17 protein-coding genes and 4 tRNA genes are annotated in these 20,885 nt (G+C 55.1%); 17 read left to right on the forward strand and 4 right to left on the reverse strand.

Features of this window, described 5'->3' with window-relative positions; all coding sequences use genetic code 11:
• Positions 1–5: 5 nt before the first annotated feature.
• Complete coding sequence (gene rhlB / locus LLF79_RS22890) at positions 6–1,274, reverse strand: ATP-dependent RNA helicase RhlB (protein WP_021242834.1); 1,269 nt, start codon at positions 1,272–1,274, stop codon at positions 6–8.
• 144 nt (positions 1,275–1,418) lie between these two features.
• On the opposite strand from rhlB, the gene trxA reads away from it, so the two are divergent.
• From trxA to LLF79_RS22975, 17 genes are all read left to right on the forward strand, one after another.
• Positions 1,419–1,748, forward strand: a complete 330-nt coding sequence (gene trxA / locus LLF79_RS22895) for a thioredoxin TrxA (RefSeq protein ID WP_006179218.1) — start codon at positions 1,419–1,421, stop codon at positions 1,746–1,748.
• Positions 1,749–2,093: 345 nt separating this feature from the next.
• A complete protein-coding gene (gene rho, locus LLF79_RS22900) occupies positions 2,094–3,353 on the forward strand; it encodes a transcription termination factor Rho (RefSeq protein WP_008501566.1) in 1,260 nt (419 codons plus the stop codon).
• A 242-nt stretch (positions 3,354–3,595) separates the two neighbouring features.
• A complete protein-coding gene (wecA, locus tag LLF79_RS22905; RefSeq protein WP_032654049.1) occupies positions 3,596–4,699 on the forward strand; it encodes a UDP-N-acetylglucosamine--undecaprenyl-phosphate N-acetylglucosaminephosphotransferase in 1,104 nt (367 codons plus the stop codon).
• Between the two features lie 13 nt (positions 4,700–4,712).
• Positions 4,713–5,759, forward strand: coding sequence for an ECA polysaccharide chain length modulation protein (gene wzzE / locus LLF79_RS22910; RefSeq protein ID WP_008501563.1), 1,047 nt, complete (start codon positions 4,713–4,715; stop codon positions 5,757–5,759).
• Between the two features lie 56 nt (positions 5,760–5,815).
• Complete coding sequence (wecB, locus tag LLF79_RS22915; RefSeq protein WP_063418315.1) at positions 5,816–6,946, forward strand: non-hydrolyzing UDP-N-acetylglucosamine 2-epimerase; 1,131 nt, start codon at positions 5,816–5,818, stop codon at positions 6,944–6,946.
• Positions 6,943–8,205, forward strand: a complete 1,263-nt coding sequence (gene wecC / locus LLF79_RS22920) for a UDP-N-acetyl-D-mannosamine dehydrogenase (protein WP_044597482.1) — start codon at positions 6,943–6,945, stop codon at positions 8,203–8,205. The genes wecB and wecC overlap by 4 nt, the downstream gene beginning before the upstream one ends.
• Positions 8,202–8,879, forward strand: a complete 678-nt coding sequence (gene rffC, locus LLF79_RS22925; RefSeq protein ID WP_206805329.1) for a dTDP-4-amino-4,6-dideoxy-D-galactose acyltransferase — start codon at positions 8,202–8,204, stop codon at positions 8,877–8,879. Before wecC ends, rffC begins: the two co-directional genes overlap by 4 nt.
• A 4-nt stretch (positions 8,880–8,883) precedes the next feature.
• Positions 8,884–10,014 (forward strand): dTDP-4-amino-4,6-dideoxygalactose transaminase, encoded by a 1,131-nt coding sequence (gene rffA, locus LLF79_RS22930; RefSeq protein WP_227880482.1) that lies wholly within the window; start codon positions 8,884–8,886, stop codon positions 10,012–10,014.
• Position 10,015: 1 nt separating this feature from the next.
• A complete protein-coding gene (gene wzxE, locus LLF79_RS22935) occupies positions 10,016–11,266 on the forward strand; it encodes a lipid III flippase WzxE (protein ID WP_023293572.1) in 1,251 nt (416 codons plus the stop codon).
• Positions 11,263–12,342, forward strand: a complete 1,080-nt coding sequence (locus LLF79_RS22940) for a TDP-N-acetylfucosamine:lipid II N-acetylfucosaminyltransferase (RefSeq protein ID WP_023326288.1) — start codon at positions 11,263–11,265, stop codon at positions 12,340–12,342. Before wzxE ends, LLF79_RS22940 begins: the two co-directional genes overlap by 4 nt.
• Entirely contained in the window at positions 12,339–13,691 is a 1,353-nt protein-coding gene (wzyE, locus tag LLF79_RS22945) for an ECA oligosaccharide polymerase (protein WP_227880484.1), read from the forward strand. The genes LLF79_RS22940 and wzyE overlap by 4 nt, the downstream gene beginning before the upstream one ends.
• Before the next feature lie 12 nt (positions 13,692–13,703).
• Positions 13,704–14,444, forward strand: coding sequence for a lipopolysaccharide N-acetylmannosaminouronosyltransferase (gene wecG / locus LLF79_RS22950; protein WP_008501554.1), 741 nt, complete (start codon positions 13,704–13,706; stop codon positions 14,442–14,444).
• 197 nt (positions 14,445–14,641) lie between these two features.
• Entirely contained in the window at positions 14,642–16,027 is a 1,386-nt protein-coding gene (locus LLF79_RS22955; RefSeq protein WP_021242842.1) for an amino acid permease, read from the forward strand.
• Between the two features lie 102 nt (positions 16,028–16,129).
• A tRNA-Arg gene (locus LLF79_RS22960) sits at positions 16,130–16,206 on the forward strand.
• Positions 16,207–16,273: 67 nt separating this feature from the next.
• Positions 16,274–16,349: transfer RNA gene (locus LLF79_RS22965), tRNA-His, on the forward strand.
• 21 nt (positions 16,350–16,370) lie between these two features.
• Positions 16,371–16,456 (forward strand) — tRNA-Leu (locus tag LLF79_RS22970).
• Between the two features lie 45 nt (positions 16,457–16,501).
• Positions 16,502–16,578 (forward strand) — tRNA-Pro (locus tag LLF79_RS22975).
• Between the two features lie 506 nt (positions 16,579–17,084).
• Here LLF79_RS22975 and LLF79_RS22980 read toward each other — a convergent pair.
• The 3 genes from LLF79_RS22980 to hemX form a co-directional block, all read right to left on the reverse strand.
• Entirely contained in the window at positions 17,085–18,245 is a 1,161-nt protein-coding gene (locus LLF79_RS22980; protein ID WP_227880495.1) for an MFS transporter, read from the reverse strand.
• A 223-nt stretch (positions 18,246–18,468) separates the two neighbouring features.
• Positions 18,469–19,668 carry a protoheme IX biogenesis protein HemY gene (gene hemY / locus LLF79_RS22985; RefSeq protein ID WP_008501551.1) on the reverse strand — a complete coding sequence of 400 codons (1,200 nt, stop codon included), beginning with the start codon at positions 19,666–19,668 and terminating at the stop codon, positions 18,469–18,471.
• A 2-nt stretch (positions 19,669–19,670) separates the two neighbouring features.
• Positions 19,671–20,867 (reverse strand): uroporphyrinogen-III C-methyltransferase, encoded by a 1,197-nt coding sequence (gene hemX / locus LLF79_RS22990; RefSeq protein WP_023345089.1) that lies wholly within the window; start codon positions 20,865–20,867, stop codon positions 19,671–19,673.
• Positions 20,868–20,885: the final 18 nt, after the last annotated feature.

The following is a 20,885-nucleotide window of genomic DNA, read 5'->3' on the forward strand; positions in this document are numbered from 1 at the left end:
TTTTCTTAACCTGAACGACGACGATTACGCGGTGCGCCGCCTGAACGACGCGGACCATTGCCGGAGCGTGGGCGGGTAAGACGCTTAGGCGGCGGCAGTTCGCTTAACAGCGCTTCCGGATTGTATTTGCTCTGCGGAATAGAGTGACCGATGTAGGTCTCAATGGCCGGAAGGTTCAGCGCATACTCTTCACACGCAAGGCTAATAGAGTGACCGCTTGCGCCCGCGCGACCGGTACGACCGATACGGTGTACGTAGTCTTCGCAGTCGTCTGGCAGATCGTAGTTAAAGACGTGCGTTACGGCTGGAATGTGTAAACCACGTGCAGCCACGTCGGTGGCGACCAGAATATCGAGATCGCCGCGGGTAAACTCTTCGAGAATACGCAGGCGTTTTTTCTGCGCCACGTCGCCGGTCAACAGGCCAACACGGTGACCATCGGCAGCCAGGTGGCCCCAGATGTCTTCACAACGGTGTTTGGTGTTCGCAAAGATGATGGCGCGATCTGGCCATTCTTCTTCAATCAGCGTTTGCAGCAGGCGCATTTTCTCTTCATTAGAAGGATAGAAGAGCTCTTCTTTAATGCGGTGACCCGTTTTCTGCTCCGGTTCCACTTCTACGTATTCAGCGTTGTTCATCTGTTCGAACGCCAGCTCGCGAACGCGGTAGGAGAGGGTTGCAGAGAACAGCATATTCAGACGCTGATTAGCCGGAGGCATACGGCGGAACAGCCAGCGGATGTCTTTAATGAAGCCCAGATCGTACATGCGGTCAGCTTCATCGAGCACCACAACCTGGATGGCACCGAGGTTAATGTGGTTCTGTTTGGCGTAATCAATAAGACGGCCGGTGGTACCGATCAGGATATCCACACCGCTTTCCAGCACTTTCAGCTGCTTATCGTAGCCGTCGCCGCCATAGGCCAGGCCCAGCTTCAGGCCGGTAGCCTGCGCCAGGGGTTCAGCGTCTGCGTGGATCTGTACCGCCAGTTCTCGCGTCGGGGCCATAATTAGCGCGCGCGGCTGGTTAACTTTGCGGTCTGCAATCGCTGGGTGAGAAAGTAAATAATGAAACGTTGACGTTAAAAACGCCATCGTTTTGCCGGTACCGGTTTGCGCCTGCCCGGCAACATCGCGACCGGCCAGCGTCAGCGGCAGCGCGAGGGCCTGAATGGGCGTGCAGTTATGAAACCCTTTATTTTCAAGGGCTTCAATCACCTTCGGGTGCAGCGCGAAGTCGGAAAACTTCTGTTCTGTTAAATGTGTTTTGCTCATAGTGTGGTAGAATATCAGCTTACTATTGCTTTACGAAAGCGTATCCGGTGAAATAAAGTCAACCTTTAGTTGGTTAATGCGACATCAACGCGTCGTTGGTGGAGACAAAACCAACGTACCAGGCTTATTCCTGTGGAGTTATATATGAGCGATAAAATTATTCACCTGACTGACGACAGTTTTGACACGGACGTACTTAAGGCTGACGGGCTGATCCTCGTCGATTTCTGGGCTGAATGGTGTGGTCCTTGCAAAATGATCGCCCCGATTCTGGATGAGATCGCCGACGAATATCAGGGCAAACTGACCGTTGCCAAGCTGAACATCGACCAGAACCCGGGCACCGCACCAAAATACGGTATCCGTGGTATTCCGACCCTGCTGCTGTTCAAAAACGGCGAAGTGGCGGCGACCAAAGTGGGCGCGCTGTCCAAAGGTCAACTGAAAGAGTTCCTCGACGCTAACCTGGCGTAAGGTTTCTCCGCTGTGCGTTCAGAGCCCCCGGCTAAATGATTCGGAACTCTGGACGCCCGGCTGAAGTCGTGCTAAGTTAGCTATGACTTCGTTTTAAACATATCTTGTTGTTTGAATCTTGTTTTACCCGATACTTCCCGTTGTTAACATGAACAGTGCGTGAAGTGGCTAAATTCCGGGCTTGTCACTCAATCCGTCTTGTCGTTTCAGTTCTGCGTTCTTTCCCTGTGACCAGACAGCGAACAGACATGAGTTGATGGCCGCTAAACAGGCATGGATGACCCTGCCATACCATTCACAACATTAAGTTCGAGAATCACCCCGAGTTTAAGAACCCACACCATTATGAATCTTACCGAATTAAAGAATACGCCGGTTTCTGAGCTGATCACTCTCGGCGAAAATATGGGGCTGGAAAACCAGGCTCGTATGCGCAAGCAGGACATCATTTTCGCCATCCTGAAGCAGCACGCTAAGAGTGGCGAAGATATCTTTGGCGACGGTGTGCTGGAGATATTGCAAGACGGATTTGGTTTCCTCCGCTCTGCAGACAGCTCCTACCTCGCCGGCCCTGACGACATCTACGTATCCCCCAGCCAAATCCGCCGTTTCAACCTCCGCACTGGTGACACCATTTCAGGTAAGATTCGTCCTCCTAAAGAGGGTGAACGCTACTTTGCGCTGTTGAAAGTCAATGAAGTTAACTTCGATAAGCCAGAAAACTCGCGCAATAAGATCCTCTTTGAGAACTTAACGCCGCTGCATGCGAACTCTCGCCTGCGTATGGAGCGTGGTAACGGTTCTACCGAAGACTTAACCGCGCGCGTTCTGGATCTGGCCTCACCAATCGGTCGTGGTCAGCGTGGTCTGATTGTGGCGCCGCCAAAAGCGGGTAAAACCATGCTGCTGCAGAACATCGCGCAGAGCATTGCTTACAACCACCCTGACTGTGTGCTGATGGTGCTGCTGATTGACGAACGTCCGGAAGAAGTGACCGAGATGCAGCGTCTGGTTAAAGGTGAAGTGGTTGCTTCTACCTTCGACGAGCCAGCATCTCGCCACGTTCAAGTTGCGGAAATGGTTATCGAGAAGGCAAAACGCCTGGTTGAGCACAAGAAAGACGTGATCATCCTGCTCGACTCTATCACCCGTCTGGCGCGTGCCTACAACACCGTGGTCCCGGCGTCTGGTAAAGTCCTGACCGGTGGTGTGGATGCTAACGCCCTGCATCGTCCAAAACGTTTCTTCGGTGCTGCACGTAACGTCGAAGAGGGCGGCAGCCTGACCATCATCGCGACCGCGCTGATTGATACCGGCTCCAAAATGGACGAAGTGATTTACGAAGAGTTTAAAGGGACAGGCAACATGGAACTGCACCTCTCTCGTAAGATCGCTGAAAAACGCGTCTTCCCGGCAATCGACTACAACCGTTCCGGTACCCGTAAAGAAGAGCTGCTCACCACCCAGGAAGAGCTGCAGAAAATGTGGATCCTGCGCAAAATCATTCATCCAATGGGTGAAATCGACGCGATGGAGTTCCTCATTAACAAACTGGCAATGACCAAAACCAACGACGATTTCTTCGACATGATGAAACGCTCGTAACGCAAATAAAGCCAGCGAACGCCACGTTTTTACGTGGCGTTTTTCTTTTATGGACTATACGCTAGTACCACCTACTCCCAATTTTGACGTGTAGGTGCGACAATAAGACCGTTTGCACAGTCAAAGTAATAATTGTTTGAAAAATATACAAAGGGAGTTGTAAGAAGCCATCTTTATTACTTCTGAGGTAATGGCTTCATGGTTATACTTCCGGGACTAACATTTGTTGAGAGCAATCCATTGTGAATCTATTCACCGCCGTTACTGAATTGATCAGTATTTTTTTATTCACAACCTGTTTTTTGTTCATCGCACGCAAGGTGGCAAAACGAATAGGGTTAGTGGATAAGCCAAATTTTCGTAAACGCCATCAGGGACTTATTCCTTTAGTCGGCGGGATTTCTGTTTACGCAGGGATTTGCTTCACGTTTGGGATCGCCGATTATTATATCCCTCATGCCGCCCTTTATGTCGCCTGCGCCGGTGTCCTGGTGTTAGTCGGGGCTCTTGATGACCGGTTTGATATCGCGGTGAAAATACGCGCTACCGTTCAGGCGGCTATTGGCGTGGTGATGATGGTTGTGGGCGGACTGTATCTGAGAAGCCTCGGGTATGTCTTTGGCCCCTGGGAGTTAGTCCTGGGGCCATTTGGCTTCTTCCTGACACTCTTTGCTGTCTGGGCAGCAATCAATGCTTTCAACATGGTGGATGGCATTGACGGCCTGCTCGGTGGATTGTCATCCGTCTCGTTCGCCGCTATCGGCATTATTTTATGGTTTGATGGTCAGTACAGCCTGGCAATGTGGTGTTTTGCCATGATTGCTGCCATTCTGCCTTATATCCTGTTAAACCTCGGTGTGCTGGGTCGTCGCTATAAAGTCTTTATGGGAGACGCGGGCAGTACACTGATTGGTTTTACGGTTATCTGGATCCTGCTTGAAACTACGCAGGGTCAAACCCATCCGATAAGTCCTGTAACAGCGCTGTGGATTATCGCCATTCCATTAATGGATATGGTGGCGATTATGTATCGCCGCCTGCGCAAAGGAATGAGTCCTTTCTCTCCCGACCGCCAACACATTCATCATCTCATCATGCGTGCGGGTTTTACGTCCCGTCAGGCGTTTGTGCTTATTACACTGGCCGCCGCTATTTTGGCCGCGATTGGTGTGGCTGCAGAATATTCTCATATTATTCCTGAGTGGGTTATGTTGGCATTGTTCTTGCTCGCATTTTTCCTGTACGGCTACTGCATTAAGCGCGCATGGAAAGTGGCGCGGTTCATTAAACGTATTAAACGCAGGATGCGTCGTAACAGTGGCAAAAACACAACATTAACTAAGTAAAACCGGGACTATGATGACTCAACCGTTGGCGGGAGCGAAATCAGTGGTAACTGAGAATGAACTGGATATTCGGGGTTTGTTTCGCGTGTTATGGGCAGGCAAACTTTGGATTGCGGGGATCGCGCTGGGGTTTGCACTGTTAGCGCTGGCCTATACGTTCTTTGCAAAACAAGAGTGGAGCGCCACGGCAATCACTGACAAACCAACGGTTAACATGCTTGGGGGGTTCTATTCCCAACAGCAATTCCTGCGAAACCTGGATATCAAAGCTAACCTCGCCACGCCGGATCAGGTCTCCGTTATGGATGAGGCCTATAAAGAGTTTGTGATGCAACTGGCTTCGTGGGATACGCGCCGCGACTTCTGGTCCCAGACGGATTACTACAAGCAGCGTCGGGTTGATAACACCAAAGCCGATGCCGCTCTGCTGGACGATCTGATTAACAATATTCAATTTATGCCGGGCGACGCGCTGCGTAACGTGAATGACAGCGTCAAGCTGATTGCAGAAACCGCGCCGGACGCCAACAACCTGCTGCGTCAGTATGTCGCGTTTGCCAGCCAGCGTGCCGCAAGCCATCTTAACGAAGAGCTTAAAGGCGCCTGGTCGGCTCGCACCATCCAGATGAAAGCGCAGGTGAAACGTCAGGAAGAGGTGGCTAAAGCGATTTTCGCTCGCCGTGTACACAATATTGAGCAGGCGCTGAAAATTGCGGAACAGCACAATATTTCCCGTACTGAGACGGACGTGCCGGCTGATGAACTGCCTGATTCAGAGATGTTCCTCCTTGGCCGCCCCATGTTGCAGGCACGTCTGGAAAACCTTCAGGCCGTCGGTCCTGATTTTGACCTCGATTACGATCAAAATCGCGCGATGCTCAATACGCTTAATGTCGGTCCATCTCTGGACCCGCGTTTTCAGACCTATCGTTATTTGCGAACGCCTGAAGAACCTGTAAAACGCGATAGTCCGCGTCGTGCATTCCTGATGATCATGTGGGGGATTGTAGGCGCACTGACGGGCGCTGGCGTGGCGTTAACGCGTCGTCGCACAAACTAAGAATGCCGTCTACGATGAAGGCTGCGGCCTTCATCGCCTAATCGAAGAGAATCGATGTGAAAGTACTAACCGTATTTGGCACCAGGCCGGAGGCCATTAAGATGGCACCTCTGGTTCATGCGCTGGCCAGCGATCCTGATATTGAAGCGAAAGTGTGCGTCACGGCCCAGCACCGTGAGATGCTCGATCAGGTGTTAACGCTCTTTTCCATCGTCCCGGATTACGACCTCAATATTATGAAACCGGGGCAAGGATTGACGGAGATAACCTGCCGCATTCTGCAAGAGCTGAAGCCTATCCTGGAGTCATTCAAGCCTGACGTGGTGCTGGTACACGGCGACACCACCACGACTGTGGCGACCAGCCTGGCCGCGTTTTACCAGCGAATTCCCGTGGGGCATGTTGAGGCGGGTCTGCGTACCGGCAATCTTTATTCGCCGTGGCCGGAGGAGGCCAACCGCACGCTAACGGGCCACCTGGCGATGTATCACTTTGCGCCTACGGAAAACTCGCGTCAGAACCTGCTGCGTGAAAATATCGCCGATAACAAAATCTTTGTGACCGGCAATACGGTCATCGATGCGTTAATTTGGGTACGTGACCGGGTCCTGGCAAACCACGAGCTTAAGAACGAACTCGCTGCCCGCTATCCATTCCTGCACAACGGCAAAAAAACTATTCTGGTCACCGGCCACCGTCGCGAAAGCTTTGGCCGGGGTTTTGAGCAAATCTGTCACGCGCTGGCTGAAATCGCGGCGCAGAACGACGACGTGCAGATCGTCTATCCGGTCCATCTCAATCCTAATGTCAGCGAGCCGGTTAACCGCATCCTGGGTCATATCGAGAATGTCCTTCTGATTGAACCTCAGGACTATCTGCCGTTTGTCTGGCTGATGAACCATGCCTGGCTGATCCTTACCGATTCCGGCGGCATTCAGGAAGAAGCGCCTTCTCTTGGCAAACCGGTGCTGGTGATGCGTGAAACCACCGAACGTCCGGAAGCGGTCAAAGCCGGTACGGTGCGTCTGGTCGGTACCAACGCGGAACTCATCGTCGAAGAGGTCACGCGCCTTCTGCATGACGACGAAACGTATCAGGCGATGAGCCGGGCCCATAATCCGTATGGAGACGGGCAGGCTTGTGGCCGTATTTTGCATGCACTTAAAAACAATCGGGTATCGCTATGAGTTTTACTACCATCTCTGTCATTGGTCTTGGCTACATTGGCTTGCCCACCGCGGCGGCGTTTGCCTCTCGTCAGAAACAGGTTGTCGGTGTGGATATCAACGCCCGTGCGGTGGAAACCATTAACCGTGGCGAAATTCATATTGTCGAGCCCGATCTTGACCGCGTGGTGAAAGAGGCGGTGGAGGGCGGCTTCCTGCGCGCCAGTACCACGCCCGTTGAAGCGGATGCTTACCTGATTGCCGTTCCAACGCCCTTTAAAGGTGACCACGAGCCCGACATGGTCTACGTCGAGGCGGCGGCAAAGTCCATTGCCCCTGTGCTGAAGAAAGGGGCGCTGGTGATCCTGGAATCAACCTCTCCGGTCGGTGCTACCGAGCAGATGGCGCAGTGGCTGGCCGACGCGCGCCCTGATTTAAGCTTTCCGCAACAGGCGGGGGAGCAGGCGGATATCAACATCGCCTACTGCCCGGAGCGCGTCCTCCCGGGCCAGGTCATGGTCGAACTGATTAAAAACGACCGCGTCATTGGCGGTATGACGCCCGTCTGTTCCGAGCGTGCCAGCGCGCTGTACAAGATTTTCCTGGAAGGCGAGTGTGTGGTGACAAACTCCCGCACCGCCGAGATGTGCAAGCTGACGGAAAACAGCTTCCGTGACGTTAATATCGCCTTTGCGAACGAACTGTCGCTGATTTGCGCCGATCAGGGGATTAACGTCTGGGAGTTGATTAGCCTGGCGAATCGCCATCCGCGTGTAAACATTCTCCAGCCAGGCCCGGGCGTGGGTGGACACTGCATCGCCGTCGATCCGTGGTTTATTGTGGCTCAGAATCCGGCGCAGGCGCGCCTGATTCGCACCGCGCGTGAAGTGAACGACAGCAAACCTCACTGGGTGCTCAATCAGGTCAAAACCACGGTAGCGGATTGTCTGGCAGAGAGCGGAAAGCGCGCCAGCGAGCTGAAAATTGCCTGCTTTGGTCTGGCATTCAAACCCAACATTGACGACCTGCGCGAAAGCCCGGCAATGGAAATTGCTCAGATGATTGCCGAATGGCACAAGGGTGAAACGCTGGTGGTTGAGCCGAATATCCATGAGTTGCCGGCAAAACTGGCGGGGCACTGCACGCTGGCTGCGCTGGATGAGGCGCTGGCGACGGCGGACGTGCTGGTGCTGCTGGTGGATCATAAAGCGTTTAAAGCGACGTCCGGTGATGCGGTGCGTCAGAAGTATGTGGTTGATACCAAAGGTGTCTGGCGTTGAACAGCCTGAACGGGGTACTTGAGCCCCTGCAGTGGGAGAGTGCCTTTTTCGGCCTGCCGTCGTCCATTGTGCGTCTGCGCGATGATGCGCCGGTACTGGCTGAATCGGATTTCATCGCCTGGCAACGGATTCAGGCGAAGATCCCGGCGGGCCGTACCGACCTGCTTGATGCGCTCCAGCAACGCGGCTTTCAGCTGGTGGAAGGTGAGGCAGACCTTTCCATAACCCTCACCCGGCATGATGCGCCCGGTGCGGAAATGGCAACCGAACAGGATATTCCCGTGCTGCGTCAGATGGCGGCCCGGGCGTTTGCGCAGAGCCGCTTTCGTGCGCCCTGGTACGCACCTGACGATAGTGGACGTTTCTATGCCCAGTGGATAGAGAATGCGGTTAAAGGCACCTTTGACCACGTCTGCCTGGTTTTCCGCGCAGGGGACGGTCAACTCCAGGGGTTCGTCTCGCTTCGCAAGCTCAACGTGCGCGAGGCGCGTATTGGCTTATTAGCCGGGCGCGGCATGGGGGAGAAACTTATGCAGGCGGCGCTGCACTGGGCGCAGCAGCAGCAGGTTGAGACGCTGCGGGTGGCGACCCAGGTGGGCAACACCGCCGCGCTTAAACGTTATATTGCGAGTGGTGCCAACATCGACGCCACCGCCTACTGGTTATACAGGTGACAAGATGATTCCATTTAACGCACCACCCGTCGTGGGAACGGAACTCGACTATATGCAGTCTGCCATGGGCAGCGGCAAACTCTGCGGTGACGGCGGTTTCACCCGTCGCTGTCAGCAGTGGATGGAACAGCGTTTTCGCAGCGCCAAAGTACTGCTGACCCCGTCCTGTACGGCATCGCTGGAAATGGCCGCACTGCTGCTGGATATCCAGCCCGGCGATGAAGTGATCATGCCGAGCTACACCTTCGTTTCCACGGCGAATGCGTTTGTCCTGCGCGGGGCGAAAATCGTCTTTGTGGATATCCGCCCGGATACCATGAACATTGATGAGACGCTGATTGAAGCGGCGATCACCGACAAAACGCGCGCGATCGTGCCGGTTCACTACGCAGGTGTGGCCTGTGAAATGGACACCATCATGGCCATCGCCAAAAAACATAACCTGTTTGTGGTGGAAGATGCCGCGCAGGGCGTGATGTCGACCTACAAGGGACGCGCGCTGGGCACCATCGGCCACATCGGCTGCTTTAGCTTCCACGAAACCAAAAACTACACGGCAGGTGGAGAGGGTGGCGCGACGCTGATTAACGACCGGGCACTCGTGGAGCGTGCGGAAGTGATCCGCGAAAAAGGCACCAACCGCAGCCAGTTCTTCCGTGGCCAGGTAGACAAATATACCTGGCGCGATATTGGCTCCAGCTATCTGATGGCGGATCTGCAGGCCGCGTACCTGTGGGCGCAGCTGGAAGCCGCGGATCGCATCAACCTGCAGCGTCTCTCCCTGTGGCAAACCTATTACGCTGCGCTTGAGCCGCTGGCAAAAGCCGGGCGTATTGCGCTGCCAACGATTCCGGCGGATTGCGTCCACAACGCGCACATGTTCTACATCAAGCTGCGCGATAACGACGACCGCAGCGAGCTCATCGCCTGGCTGAAAGAAGCCGAAATTATGGCGGTGTTCCACTATATCCCGCTGCACTCCAGTCCGGCGGGCGAAGCGTTTGGAACGTTCGCGGGTGAAGACCGTTACACCACCAAAGAAAGTGAGCGTTTGCTTCGTCTGCCACTGTTCTACAACCTCGCGCCAGTTAACCAGCGTACGGTGATTAATACCCTCCTGAGTTATTTCGGCTGATATGTCTCTGGCAAAAGCATCGGTGTGGACCGCCGCGTCCACGCTTGTAAAAATTGGGGCCGGGCTGTTGGTCGTCAAGCTCCTGGCCGTCTCATTTGGCCCGTCAGGAGTGGGGCTGGCGGGTAATTTCCGTCAGCTTGTCACCGTCCTTGGCGTGCTGGCCGGTGCCGGTATCTTCAACGGCGTCACCAAATACGTTGCGCAGTATCATGATGATGCGGCCCAGCTCCGCAGGGTGGTGGGCACCTCCTCGGCGATGGTCACGGGTTTTTCGACCCTGATGGCGATCATCTTTCTGCTGGCGGCGGCGCCAATCAGCCAGGGATTATTCGGCCACACCCACTATCAGGGGCTGGTGCGTCTGGTCGCATTGGTTCAGATGGGGATTGCCTGGGCTAACCTGCTGCTGGCGCTTATGAAAGGGTTTCGTGATGCTGCCGGAAACGCGATTGCCTTAATCCTGGGCAGCGTTATCGGCGTGATTGCCTATTATTTCTGCTATCGCCTGGGTGGCTATGAAGGCGCACTGCTGGGGCTGGCGCTGGTTCCGGCGCTGGTGGTTGTGCCTGCGGCATTTATGCTGATGCGTCGGGGCGTCATTCCGCTGAGCTACCTGAAACCGCAATGGGACTCGATGCTTGCCAGCCAACTGGGTAAATTTACCCTGATGGCGCTCATCACCTCCGTCACGCTGCCGGTGGCCTACGTGATGATGCGAAACCTGCTGGCGGCGCACTATAGCTGGGATGAGGTCGGGATCTGGCAGGGCGTAAGCAGTATTTCCGATGCCTATCTTCAGTTTATTACGGCTTCCTTTAGCGTTTACCTGCTGCCAACCCTGTCGCGTCTGACGTCCAGACAGGACATAACGCGCGAGATTTTCCGATCGCTGCGCTTTGTATTGCCGGCCGTCGCGGCTGCCAGCTTTACCGTCTGGTTATTGCGCGATGTCGCCATCTGGCTGCTGTTCTCGGCGAAGTTCACCGCCATGCGCGATCTCTTTGCCTGGCAGCTGGTGGGTGATGTACTGAAAGTGGGGGCTTACGTTTTCGGCTATCTGGTGATCGCGAAAGCGTCCCTTCGGCTCTATATCCTGGCGGAAATTAGCCAGTTTGTTTTACTGACGGCATTTTCACACTGGCTGATACCCACGCACGGTGCGCTGGGGGCGGCCCAGGCCTACATGGCAACCTATATCGTTTATTTCGCCGCCTGTTGCGGTGTATTTTTATTGTGGCGTAAACGCGCATGACTGCACTGATTCACATCCTGGGATCGGATATCCCACACCATAACCAGACCGTTTTGCGGTTCTTCAACGACGAGCTGGCATCGGGAGATCCTGATGCGCGTGAGTTTATGGTTGCAGGTCAGGATAAGGGCCTGAGCGAGGCGTTTCCGGCACTGACGATTCGCTTCTGGCCGGATAAGGCCTCACTGGCGAAGGCGGTGGTTGCCAAAGCCAAAGCGGATCGTAAGCAACGTTTCTTTTTCCACGGGCAGTTCAATACCGGCCTGTGGCTGGCGCTTCTCAGCGGAGGGATTAAACCCTCCCAGTGCAGCTGGCATATCTGGGGAGCCGATCTTTATGAAGTCTCCCGCGGCTGGAAATTCCGTCTTTTTTATCCCCTGCGCCGCATGGCTCAGGGGCGCGTAGGCTGCGTTTTTGCTACCCGCGGCGATCTCAACTATTTTGCTAAACAGCACCCGAACGTGCGCGGCGAGTTGCTCTATTTCCCCACCCGCATGGATCCGGCGCTGAATGCCATGGCGAATGACGCGGTGCGAGAAGGCAAGCTGACGATTCTGGTGGGGAATTCCGGCGATCGCAGTAACGAACATGTCGCGGCGCTCAGGGCGGTGCATCAGCAGTTTGGCGACACGGTGAACGTGGTGGTGCCGATGGGCTATCCCGCCAACAACAGCGCCTATATCGACGAGGTTCGTCAGCAGGGGCTGGCGCTGTTTAGCGCGGAAAATCTGCACATCCTCAGCGATAAGCTGGAATTTGATGAATATCTTGCGCTGCTGAGAAAATGCGATCTCGGTTATTTCATCTTTGCCCGGCAGCAGGGGATTGGCACGCTGTGCCTGCTGATTCAGGCAGGTGTACCGTGCGTGCTCAACCGCGACAACCCGTTCTGGCAGGACATGGCCGAGCAGCATATTCCGGTGCTGTTTACCTCAGACACGCTGAATGTCGAGGTGGTACGTGAAGCTCAACGTCAGCTCACGCTGGTGGATAAAAACAGCATCGATTTTTTCAGCCCGAATTATCTCACGCCGTGGCACCGCGCGCTGCGTATCGCTGCAGGAGACAAAGCATGAGTCAGTTGCAATTCAGCGGCTTACTGGTTGTCTGGCTTCTGAGCAGCCTGTTTATCGCCACGCTCACGTGGTTTGAATTCCGGCGCGTGCGCTTCAACTTTAACGTCTTCTTCTCGTTACTGTTTCTGCTAACGTTCTTTTTCGGCTTCCCGTTGACCAGCATACTGGTCTTCCGTTTTGACGTGAGCGTCGCGCCGCCGGACATTTTGCTCCAGGCGCTTCTGGCGGCGACCTGCTTCTATGCGGTCTACTACGTCACCTATAAAACGCGTCTGCGTTCAGCGCAGGCTGCAGCCACACGCAGGGCGCTCTTTACCATGAATCGGGTGGAAACCCACCTGACATGGGTGATGCTGATGACTATCGCCCTGGTCAGCGTTGGCATCTTCTTCATGCATAACGGCTTCCTGCTTTTTAAACTCCACTCCTACAGCCAGATTTTTTCGGCAGAAGTCTCGGGCGTGGCGCTTAAGCGTTTCTTCTACTTCTTCATCCCGGCGATGCTGGTGATCTTCTTCCTGCGCCAGGACAGCAAAGCGTGGCTGTTCTTCCTGGTCAGTACCGTCGCGTTTGGCATCCTGACCTACATGATTGTGGGCGGTACGCGCGCGAACATCATCATCGCCTTCGCGATTTTCCTGTTTATCGGCATTATCCGCGGCTGGATCTCGCTCTGGATGCTGGTTGCAGCAGGCGTGTTTGGCATTGTGGGGATGTTCTGGCTGGCGCTAAAGCGCTACGGGATGAACGTGGCGGGTGATGAGGCGTTTTACACGTTCCTTTACCTCACGCGCGATACGTTCTCGCCATGGGAAAACCTGGCACTGCTGCTGCAAAATTACGACAAGATTGATTTCCAGGGGCTGGCGCCGATTGTTCGCGACTTCTACGTCTTTATCCCTTCCTGGCTATGGCCGGACCGTCCTGGCGTGGTGCTGAATACGGCGAATTACTTCACCTGGGAAGTGCTGAACAACCATTCCGGTCTGGCAATTTCACCCACGCTGCTCGGTTCCCTGGTGGTGATGGGCGGGGCATGGTTCATTCTGCCCGGTGCGGTTGCTGTGGGGCTGATTATTAAGTGGTTCGACTGGCTTTACCTGCGTGGCAATGAAGAGACCAACCGCTATAAAGCGGCCATTTTGCACAGTTTCTGCTTTGGTGCCATTTTCAATATGATCGTTCTGGCGCGCGAAGGTCTGGACTCGTTCGTTTCGCGCGTGGTGTTCTTCATGGTCGTTTTCGGCATCTGCCTGTTACTGGCCAAACTGTTGTACTGGCTGTTTGACAGCGCCGGGCTTGTGCACAGGCGCGAGCGGCAGGGCAGCACAACGCTGTCGCAAGTCTGAGTAAGGATAGTAATGACTGATAGAATTTCTGCACCGCGCTATGCGCTACGTGGTCTGCAGCTGATTGGCTGGCGCGACATGCAGCACGCGCTGGATTTTCTGTTCGCCGACGGCCAGATGAAATCCGGTACGCTGGTGGCCATCAACGCGGAAAAGATGCTGGCGGTTGAGGATAACGCGGAAGTCAAAAGCCTGATAGACGCGGCCGAATTTAAATACGCGGATGGGATCAGCGTGGTTCGCTCTATCCGTAAAAAGTATCCTGACGCTAATGTTTCCCGCGTGGCGGGTGCCGATCTCTGGGAGCAGCTTATGGCCCGTGCAGGCGCGCAGGGAACGCCCGTGTTCCTGATTGGCGGGAAGCCGGAGATACTGGCCCAGACGGAAGAGAAACTGCGTCGTCAATGGAATGTTAATATTGTCGGCAGCCAGGATGGTTACTTCAAACCGGAAGATCGGCAGGCGCTGTTTGAGCGCGTTCGTGACAGCGGGGCGAAGATTGTCACCGTGGCGATGGGGTCCCCGCGCCAGGAGATCCTGATGCGTGACTGTCGTCTGGTCTGCCCGGATGCCCTCTACATGGGCGTTGGCGGCACATATGACGTCTTTACCGGCCACGTCAAGCGTGCGCCAGCGGTCTGGCAACATCTGGGGCTGGAGTGGCTGTATCGCCTGCTATCGCAGCCGACACGCATTAAACGACAGATCCGTCTGCTTCGCTACCTCGCCTGGCATTACACCGGGAAAATGTAATCAAAATGTAGCGCGATATGCTATTCGCGCTGCAACTCGCCTGCAAAACTGCTGATAATCTGTGCAATGCATTCATTTTTTTTATGCATCGTTTGCCATTTGGCACATTTTAAGAAACCATTCGCTCCGTATTTTAGTCCCCCTAAAAAACAATACCCGGTCTTAAGTCGGGATACAGCAAACACAATCGAGGATCTATGGCAGAGAAAAAACAGGAGCTACAGCGTGGGCTGGAAGCTCGTCATATTGAACTGATAGCGCTGGGCGGCACTATCGGCGTGGGCCTGTTTATGGGCTCCGCAAGCACGCTCAAGTGGGCAGGCCCTTCCGTATTACTGGCGTACATTATTGCCGGGCTGTTTGTTTTCTTCATCATGCGTTCCATGGGCGAAATGCTCTTCCTGGAGCCAGTAACCGGCTCCTTCGCCGTTTACGCGCACCGGTATATGAGCCCCTTTTTCGGCTACCTGACAGCCTGGTCATACTGGTTCATGTGGATGGCGGTGGGCATCTCCGAGATCACCGCGATAGGGGTCTACGTCCAGTTCTGGTTCCCGGACATGGCCCAGTGGATACCCGCGCTTATTGCCGTGGGGCTGGTGGCGCTGGCAAACCTGGCCGCCGTGCGTCTATATGGTGAGATCGAGTTCTGGTTCGCGATGATTAAAGTCACCACCATCATCGTGATGATTGTTGTCGGCCTGGGCGTGATTTTCTTCGGCTTTGGCAACGGTGGACACGCTATCGGTTTCGGTAACCTGACCGAAAACGGCGGCTTCTTTGCCGGCGGCTGGAAGGGTTTCCTGACGGCGCTGTGTATCGTTGTGGCTTCGTATCAGGGCGTGGAGCTGATCGGTATTACTGCTGGTGAAGCGAAAAATCCGCAGGTCACGCTGCGTAGCGCGGTGGGCAAAGTGCTGTGGCGCATCTTGATTTTCTATGTGGGCGCGATCTTCGTTATCGTAACCATCTTCCCGTGGAACGAAATTGGCACGACGGGTAGCCCGTTTGTTTTAACCTTTGCCAAAATTGGTATCACGGCGGCGGCGGGCATCATTAACTTTGTGGTCCTGACGGCAGCGCTGTCAGGGTGTAACAGCGGGATGTACAGCTGTGGGCGTATGCTCTATGCGCTCTCGAAGAATAACCAGCTGCCTGCGGCGATGAGCAAAGTGTCACGTGCTGGCGTGCCGGTGGCGGGCGTGGCGGTTTCGATTGCGATCCTGCTGATTGGCTCTTGCCTGAATTACATCATTCCCAATCCGCAGCGGGTGTTCGTTTACGTCTACAGCGCCAGCGTCCTGCCGGGCATGGTGCCGTGGTTTGTTATCCTCATCAGCCAGCTGCGTTTCCGTCATGCGCATAAAAAGGCGATTGAAAGCCATCCGTTCCGTTCAATTCTGTTCCCGTATGCGAACTATTTAACGATGGCGTTCCTGATTTGCGTATTAATCGGAATGTACTTTAATGAAGATACCCGCATGTCGCTGTTTGTCGGGATGATCTTCCTGGCCGCTGTAACGGCTGCCTATAAGCTTTTTGGTCTCGGTCGCCGTGCCACCACGCAGAAAGTGGAGGAATAAGCGGCAAAATGTGCAAACGATAACCAAACGCGCATTTTTTTCAAAAAAGCACTAGACAGCGGGGACGGAGGTACGTAATATCCAGCCCCGCAACGGCGCTAAGCGCCCGTAGCTCAGCTGGATAGAGCGCTGCCCTCCGGAGGCAGAGGTCTCAGGTTCGAATCCTGTCGGGCGCGCCATTTTAGTCCCGGCGCTAGAGCTGCGGTGGTCTGAGAAGTAGTCAGTACCGCGTGAAAGAATACAGTGGTGGCTATAGCTCAGTTGGTAGAGCCCTGGATTGTGATTCCAGTTGTCGTGGGTTCGAATCCCATTAGCCACCCCATTATTGAAAGAGTTGTGAATTGCGAAGGTGGCGGAATTGGTAGACGCGCTAGCTTCAGGTGTTAGTGTCCTTAGGATGTGGGGGTTCGAGTCCCCCCCCTCGCACCACGACTTTTTAAATGAATTGAACTAAAAATTCAAAAAGCAGTACATCGGCGAGTAGCGCAGCTTGGTAGCGCAACTGGTTTGGGACCAGTGGGTCGGAGGTTCGAATCCTCTCTCGCCGACCAATTTTGAACCCCGCTTCGGCGGGGTTTTTTGTTTTGTGCCACTTTTCACCCCTGTAGTGATTCCCCGACAGCGTCCTGTCTCATTGTCGCGATTCAGCGACATATAATGCATTGAAAATAAACACATTTATTATCCATGGGGTTTGCTGTCTCCTCCTGGCGACATTTTTCTGCGTTGACAGATATGTTGTAGCGATTAAGACGGCGCTTAACAGCATAATTTCCTTTTATCTTAAAATGTTGCGTCATGTAAAAGTTCTGCGTGTCATGTTGGCACGTTACGTGCAATAATATGCGTGTAGATGCTCATTCCATCTCTTATGTTCGCCTTCGTGCCTCATAAACTCCGGAATGACGCAGAGCCATTTACGGTGCTTATCGTCCACTGACAGATGTCGCTTCGGCCTCATCAGACACCATGGACATAACGTTGAGTGAAGCACCAAATATGTTGTCTTACAGACCTGTTTTAACGCCTGCTTTTATAGCAGGCGTTTTTTTATGCCTTATTCCCGATACCGGCGTACGATCAGGGCAACCATCACAAGGGCCGCTGACGAGACAGCATAGAGTGCGGCTACTGAGCCAAACCCGGCAGCCACTGCCGCTGCGATGCCGGTGAAGAGAGAGGCGCTGAGCGTTTGCCAGCGCCAGGCTTTACCACTGGCCGAAGCGGTTTGCGTAATATGAAAACTACTGAGAACGCCAAACGTCCCGGCCGCGAACAGAACATTCGAAGCCAGATGCGCGATAAAGATCATCCCCAGCGCACATGCCATCCACCCGGACAACAACGGCAGCATTCCATAAGCGGCCAGAAAGATGCCGAGACAAACGATGATGCGTGGCGTGCGAGCGGCAAAGCGCGTCAGGCTCTCTTTTTTTAGCAACATGGGGCCGCAAAGCTGTCCCAGGCTCCTTGCGAAAAGCAGCGGCAGAGCAAGGCCCGCCGCATCCTGAGGATGGATTTGCTGTGCCAGTGCCGGAAGCAGTGCCATGGCCGGCGAGCCGACGGCCGCCAGCGCTGGCAGGATGAGCAGACTGCGTTTCTGCCGAACGGTCAACGTCCGCCAGCGTAATGCCGCAGGGGCTTCCTCTTCCTCGAGGGACGGGAGTGATGGCGCTGAAAACCGGCGTCCAGCCAGCCATAGCATGAGCAGTGACCCGAGAAAGCTGGCGGCATCAATGGCCAGCAGGGTAAATACGGATATCTTCTGAAACAGCATCACGCCCAGGCCGGTCCCCAGCAAAACCTGAGAAGCAAAAATCACATTTTCCAGACAGGTCGCAGCAGGCAGCTCCGCTTCGCTGAGACCGCGCTTGAAGAGCAACGTCAGCGCGGGCCAGCTCATCCCGCTGAGCAGCGCTTCGGTGGATTGCACGGCGAGTAACGCGGTAACGCTGTGATAACCCACACCAAGGAGGGGAAAGAGCAGGGCGAGCAATCCCAGCGCCTCGGTCAGTATCAGCAGGGCGATCGGAGAACATCGGGAGCACAGCTTTTCGCCGATCGTACTCCCGATAAACCCCGGTACCGTAGCGAAAAGAAAAGCGAGGGTGAGCAGTGCGGGCGGGGCTGACCATGCTAACAGCAAGCCGAAGACCACGACCTGGGTTAAGCCATTCCCCAGCGAAGAAAAGATAAAAGCACAAGCAAGGAGGCGCAGCTAGCGGTGGCAGCGCAGCGCTTCAATCAGCCCATAGAGAAGCGAGTTCATGACGATTTCCTTTCAAAAACGATTTAATCCACGCTGCAGAATGTGCGCGTGTGTGAGAAAAAGTTAATGAAAAGAGATCGTTACATTGGCGTTTTCGTTAGCGGATATAGGTGTAAAGAATGTAGCAGCAGAAAGGCGATAAAAAAAGGAGGCCGTCTGGCCTCCTTTTTGATTATTGCTGGGTACCGTTGTTTTGCAGGGTCAGCAACAGCCCGTCACGGCGCATGGCGGCGGCCTCTTCCGGCTTATGCTGCTTGTCCAGCGTATCGGCAAGCCAGGCGTAGTCGAAGGCGTCCGGACGCTGCTTCAGCGCTGCACGGAAGGCGAGGCTCGCCTCCTGCCATTCGCCGTGCTTCATCAACGACTGGCCGAGCGTGCTCCACAGCAGCGGTCGATCGCCGACGGTTTTAATCTGCTGACGCAGCACTTTTTCGATTTGCTCAGGATTGTTGGTTTTCAGGCGCGGGATCACCATCACCAGACGATCGTCGTACTGACGCTTCAGACCGTCGAGGAGGATCTCCTGAGCCGTGTCGTGATCGTCACATTCGATGAGGTGTTCCGCCATCGCCACCTGCAGAGGAACCTGCTGACGCGTTTTACGGCTCTGATTCTTCCACCACGTTTTCAGACCGTCGCTGCCCAGGTCTGCGCGCGCCTGATCCATCAGGCCAATCCACGCCAGACGCTGAAGCTCATCACGATGTTCATCGTCGCCCACCTCGGCCTTCGCCATCGATGGAATGATGTCCAGCAGTGAGCCCCAGGCGCCGGTACGAATATAGGCCTGCTCGGCAAGGCGCAGCACTTCCGGATGACGCGGCGCGACTTCCAGCAGACGGTCGATGCCGTGGCGAGCCGCGTGATTCTCATTGCGTGCCAGCTGCAGACGAACGCGCGTGATTTCCACAGGAATCGGGTCGCCGTGAGCCAGCTCAGCCGCTCGCTCCAGATGCTGATTAGCGCGGGCTTCGTCCCCGCGCTGCTGCGCCGCTTCGGCCGCCAGCAGATAGTTCACCACCGGCTGTTCGGCATGGTCGGCGTTTTTCGACATCAGCTTTTCAACCTGCTGATAGTCACCCTCTGCGAGCTTAAGCAGCGCCTGCTCGGTCTGTTTACGGGCGCGGCGGCGCTTACGGCCAACGAACCAGCCGCGGGTATGGGCACCGGTACGGAAAATACGGCGCAGGATCCACTCGATCGCAAACAGCACCACCACGCCGAGGATCAGAATGATCGTCAGACCCGTTACGCTGGTTTCAATGTTGTAGTTATCGGTCTGGATCAGGACATAACCCTGATGACCCGCAAGCATAGGGCCCAGGACGATCCCGGCGATCAGCAGGATAAAGAGTAAGAGGACTTTTAGCATCGTTACTCTCCCTGCGGTGCGCTTTCAGGCGCAGGAGCCGGAGCAGGTGCCGCTCCGCCCGTTTGCTCAGCCGGAACGCCCGGCTGCGCCAGCAGGTTACGCACGCGCGTCTGCATCAGTTTCTCCAGAATCGGCTGGCTGGTCAGCTTGTCCGGCACGTTCATGGTAATGTTCTGCTGGCTCAGCTTATCAATGTCTTCGAGGAAGGCGGTGGTCGTCGCATCATCGGTGTTGTAGTAAGCGCGTACCCACGTTGAGACGTTATCCAGCGCCTGTTTATAGGTCTCTTCCTGATGACGCGGCACGGCCTGGGCCGCCACCAGCAGGCGGGAACGAATGTTCTCGCGCAGATAGATGTCCTGGTTCGGCGCGAGCAGCGGTACGGCAGTTTCGTCGCGACGGCGGATAGTGATAAAGCTGTCCATAAAGTTCTGCCAGCTTTTCTGCAGGTTTATGCGCCATTCGCTCAGCGAGCTGGAAAGCTCGGTACCGTCGGAATCCATCGGGGAGTCGTCGTCGTTGTTATCCGCCAGCTGCAGGTTATCAATCTGATTCGACAGCTGATTCACTTTAAGGATAATGCCGTCGTAATCCACCTGCGAAACGGCGGAGAGGCTGGCGATGTCTTCGGTAATCGCGCGACGGGCGGTAATGAGGCTTGGGTCGTTCATGTCCGCCAGGCTTGCATCGGCGCTTTTCAGCAGCGCGGCGGCAGTGGTGACGTCCTGATCGCTCCAGAGCTTACGTCCGGCGAGCTTCACCAGGAAGTCAGCCTGCGAGAGCAGCCAGGTTTTGGCATCGGTGCCGGAAATCGTGGCGACTTTCTGCTGAACTTCACCCAGCTGTTTGGTCAGCTCTTCCTGTTTGCTGTTCGCTTCGGCAAGCGCGGCGGCCTGCTGCTTAATCACGGCTTCCAGCTCGGTTTTCTGCGTCTCCTGCTCTTTTTGCAGGGCAGTGAGCTGATTCACCAGCGCATCGCTGGTGGACGTCTGGTTAGCGCTCTGTTGCTTCACCAGCCCGTAGAGGCCAGCCCCCGCTGCCAGCGCAATGGCGATGGCAATCGCGCTCAGCGTGAGGCTTGTTTTGTTGCTGCCGTTTTTCTTCTCAGCGGTTTTCTCAGTCGTCTCTGGCTGTGGCGTCGTCTCCACAGTCTCCCTGGTCTCTTCAACCACGGCGGAGGATTTGTCGTGTTCCGTCATTATGGCTTCCCATTTGAG

Origin of the sequence: Enterobacter cloacae complex sp. 2021EL-01169 (genome assembly GCF_020733125.1) — a bacterium.
Lineage (GTDB): Bacteria > Pseudomonadota > Gammaproteobacteria > Enterobacterales > Enterobacteriaceae > Enterobacter > Enterobacter roggenkampii.

Excerpts from the sequence above, each read along its gene's own strand:
- rhlB (WP_021242834.1), bottom strand. The coding sequence starts at position 1,274 with ATGAGCAAAACACATTTAACAGAACAGAAGTTTTCCGACTTCGCGCTG.
- trxA (WP_006179218.1), top strand. The coding sequence starts at position 1,419 with ATGAGCGATAAAATTATTCACCTGACTGACGACAGTTTTGACACGGAC.
- rho (WP_008501566.1), top strand. The coding sequence starts at position 2,094 with ATGAATCTTACCGAATTAAAGAATACGCCGGTTTCTGAGCTGATCACT.
- wzzE (WP_008501563.1), top strand. The coding sequence starts at position 4,713 with ATGACTCAACCGTTGGCGGGAGCGAAATCAGTGGTAACTGAGAATGAA.
- wecC (WP_044597482.1), top strand. The coding sequence starts at position 6,943 with ATGAGTTTTACTACCATCTCTGTCATTGGTCTTGGCTACATTGGCTTG.
- rffA (WP_227880482.1), top strand. The coding sequence starts at position 8,884 with ATGATTCCATTTAACGCACCACCCGTCGTGGGAACGGAACTCGACTAT.
- wzxE (WP_023293572.1), top strand. The coding sequence starts at position 10,016 with ATGTCTCTGGCAAAAGCATCGGTGTGGACCGCCGCGTCCACGCTTGTA.
- LLF79_RS22940 (WP_023326288.1), top strand. The coding sequence starts at position 11,263 with ATGACTGCACTGATTCACATCCTGGGATCGGATATCCCACACCATAAC.
- wzyE (WP_227880484.1), top strand. The coding sequence starts at position 12,339 with ATGAGTCAGTTGCAATTCAGCGGCTTACTGGTTGTCTGGCTTCTGAGC.
- wecG (WP_008501554.1), top strand. The coding sequence starts at position 13,704 with ATGACTGATAGAATTTCTGCACCGCGCTATGCGCTACGTGGTCTGCAG.
- LLF79_RS22955 (WP_021242842.1), top strand. The coding sequence starts at position 14,642 with ATGGCAGAGAAAAAACAGGAGCTACAGCGTGGGCTGGAAGCTCGTCAT.
- hemY (WP_008501551.1), bottom strand. The coding sequence starts at position 19,668 with ATGCTAAAAGTCCTCTTACTCTTTATCCTGCTGATCGCCGGGATCGTC.
- hemX (WP_023345089.1), bottom strand. The coding sequence starts at position 20,867 with ATGACGGAACACGACAAATCCTCCGCCGTGGTTGAAGAGACCAGGGAG.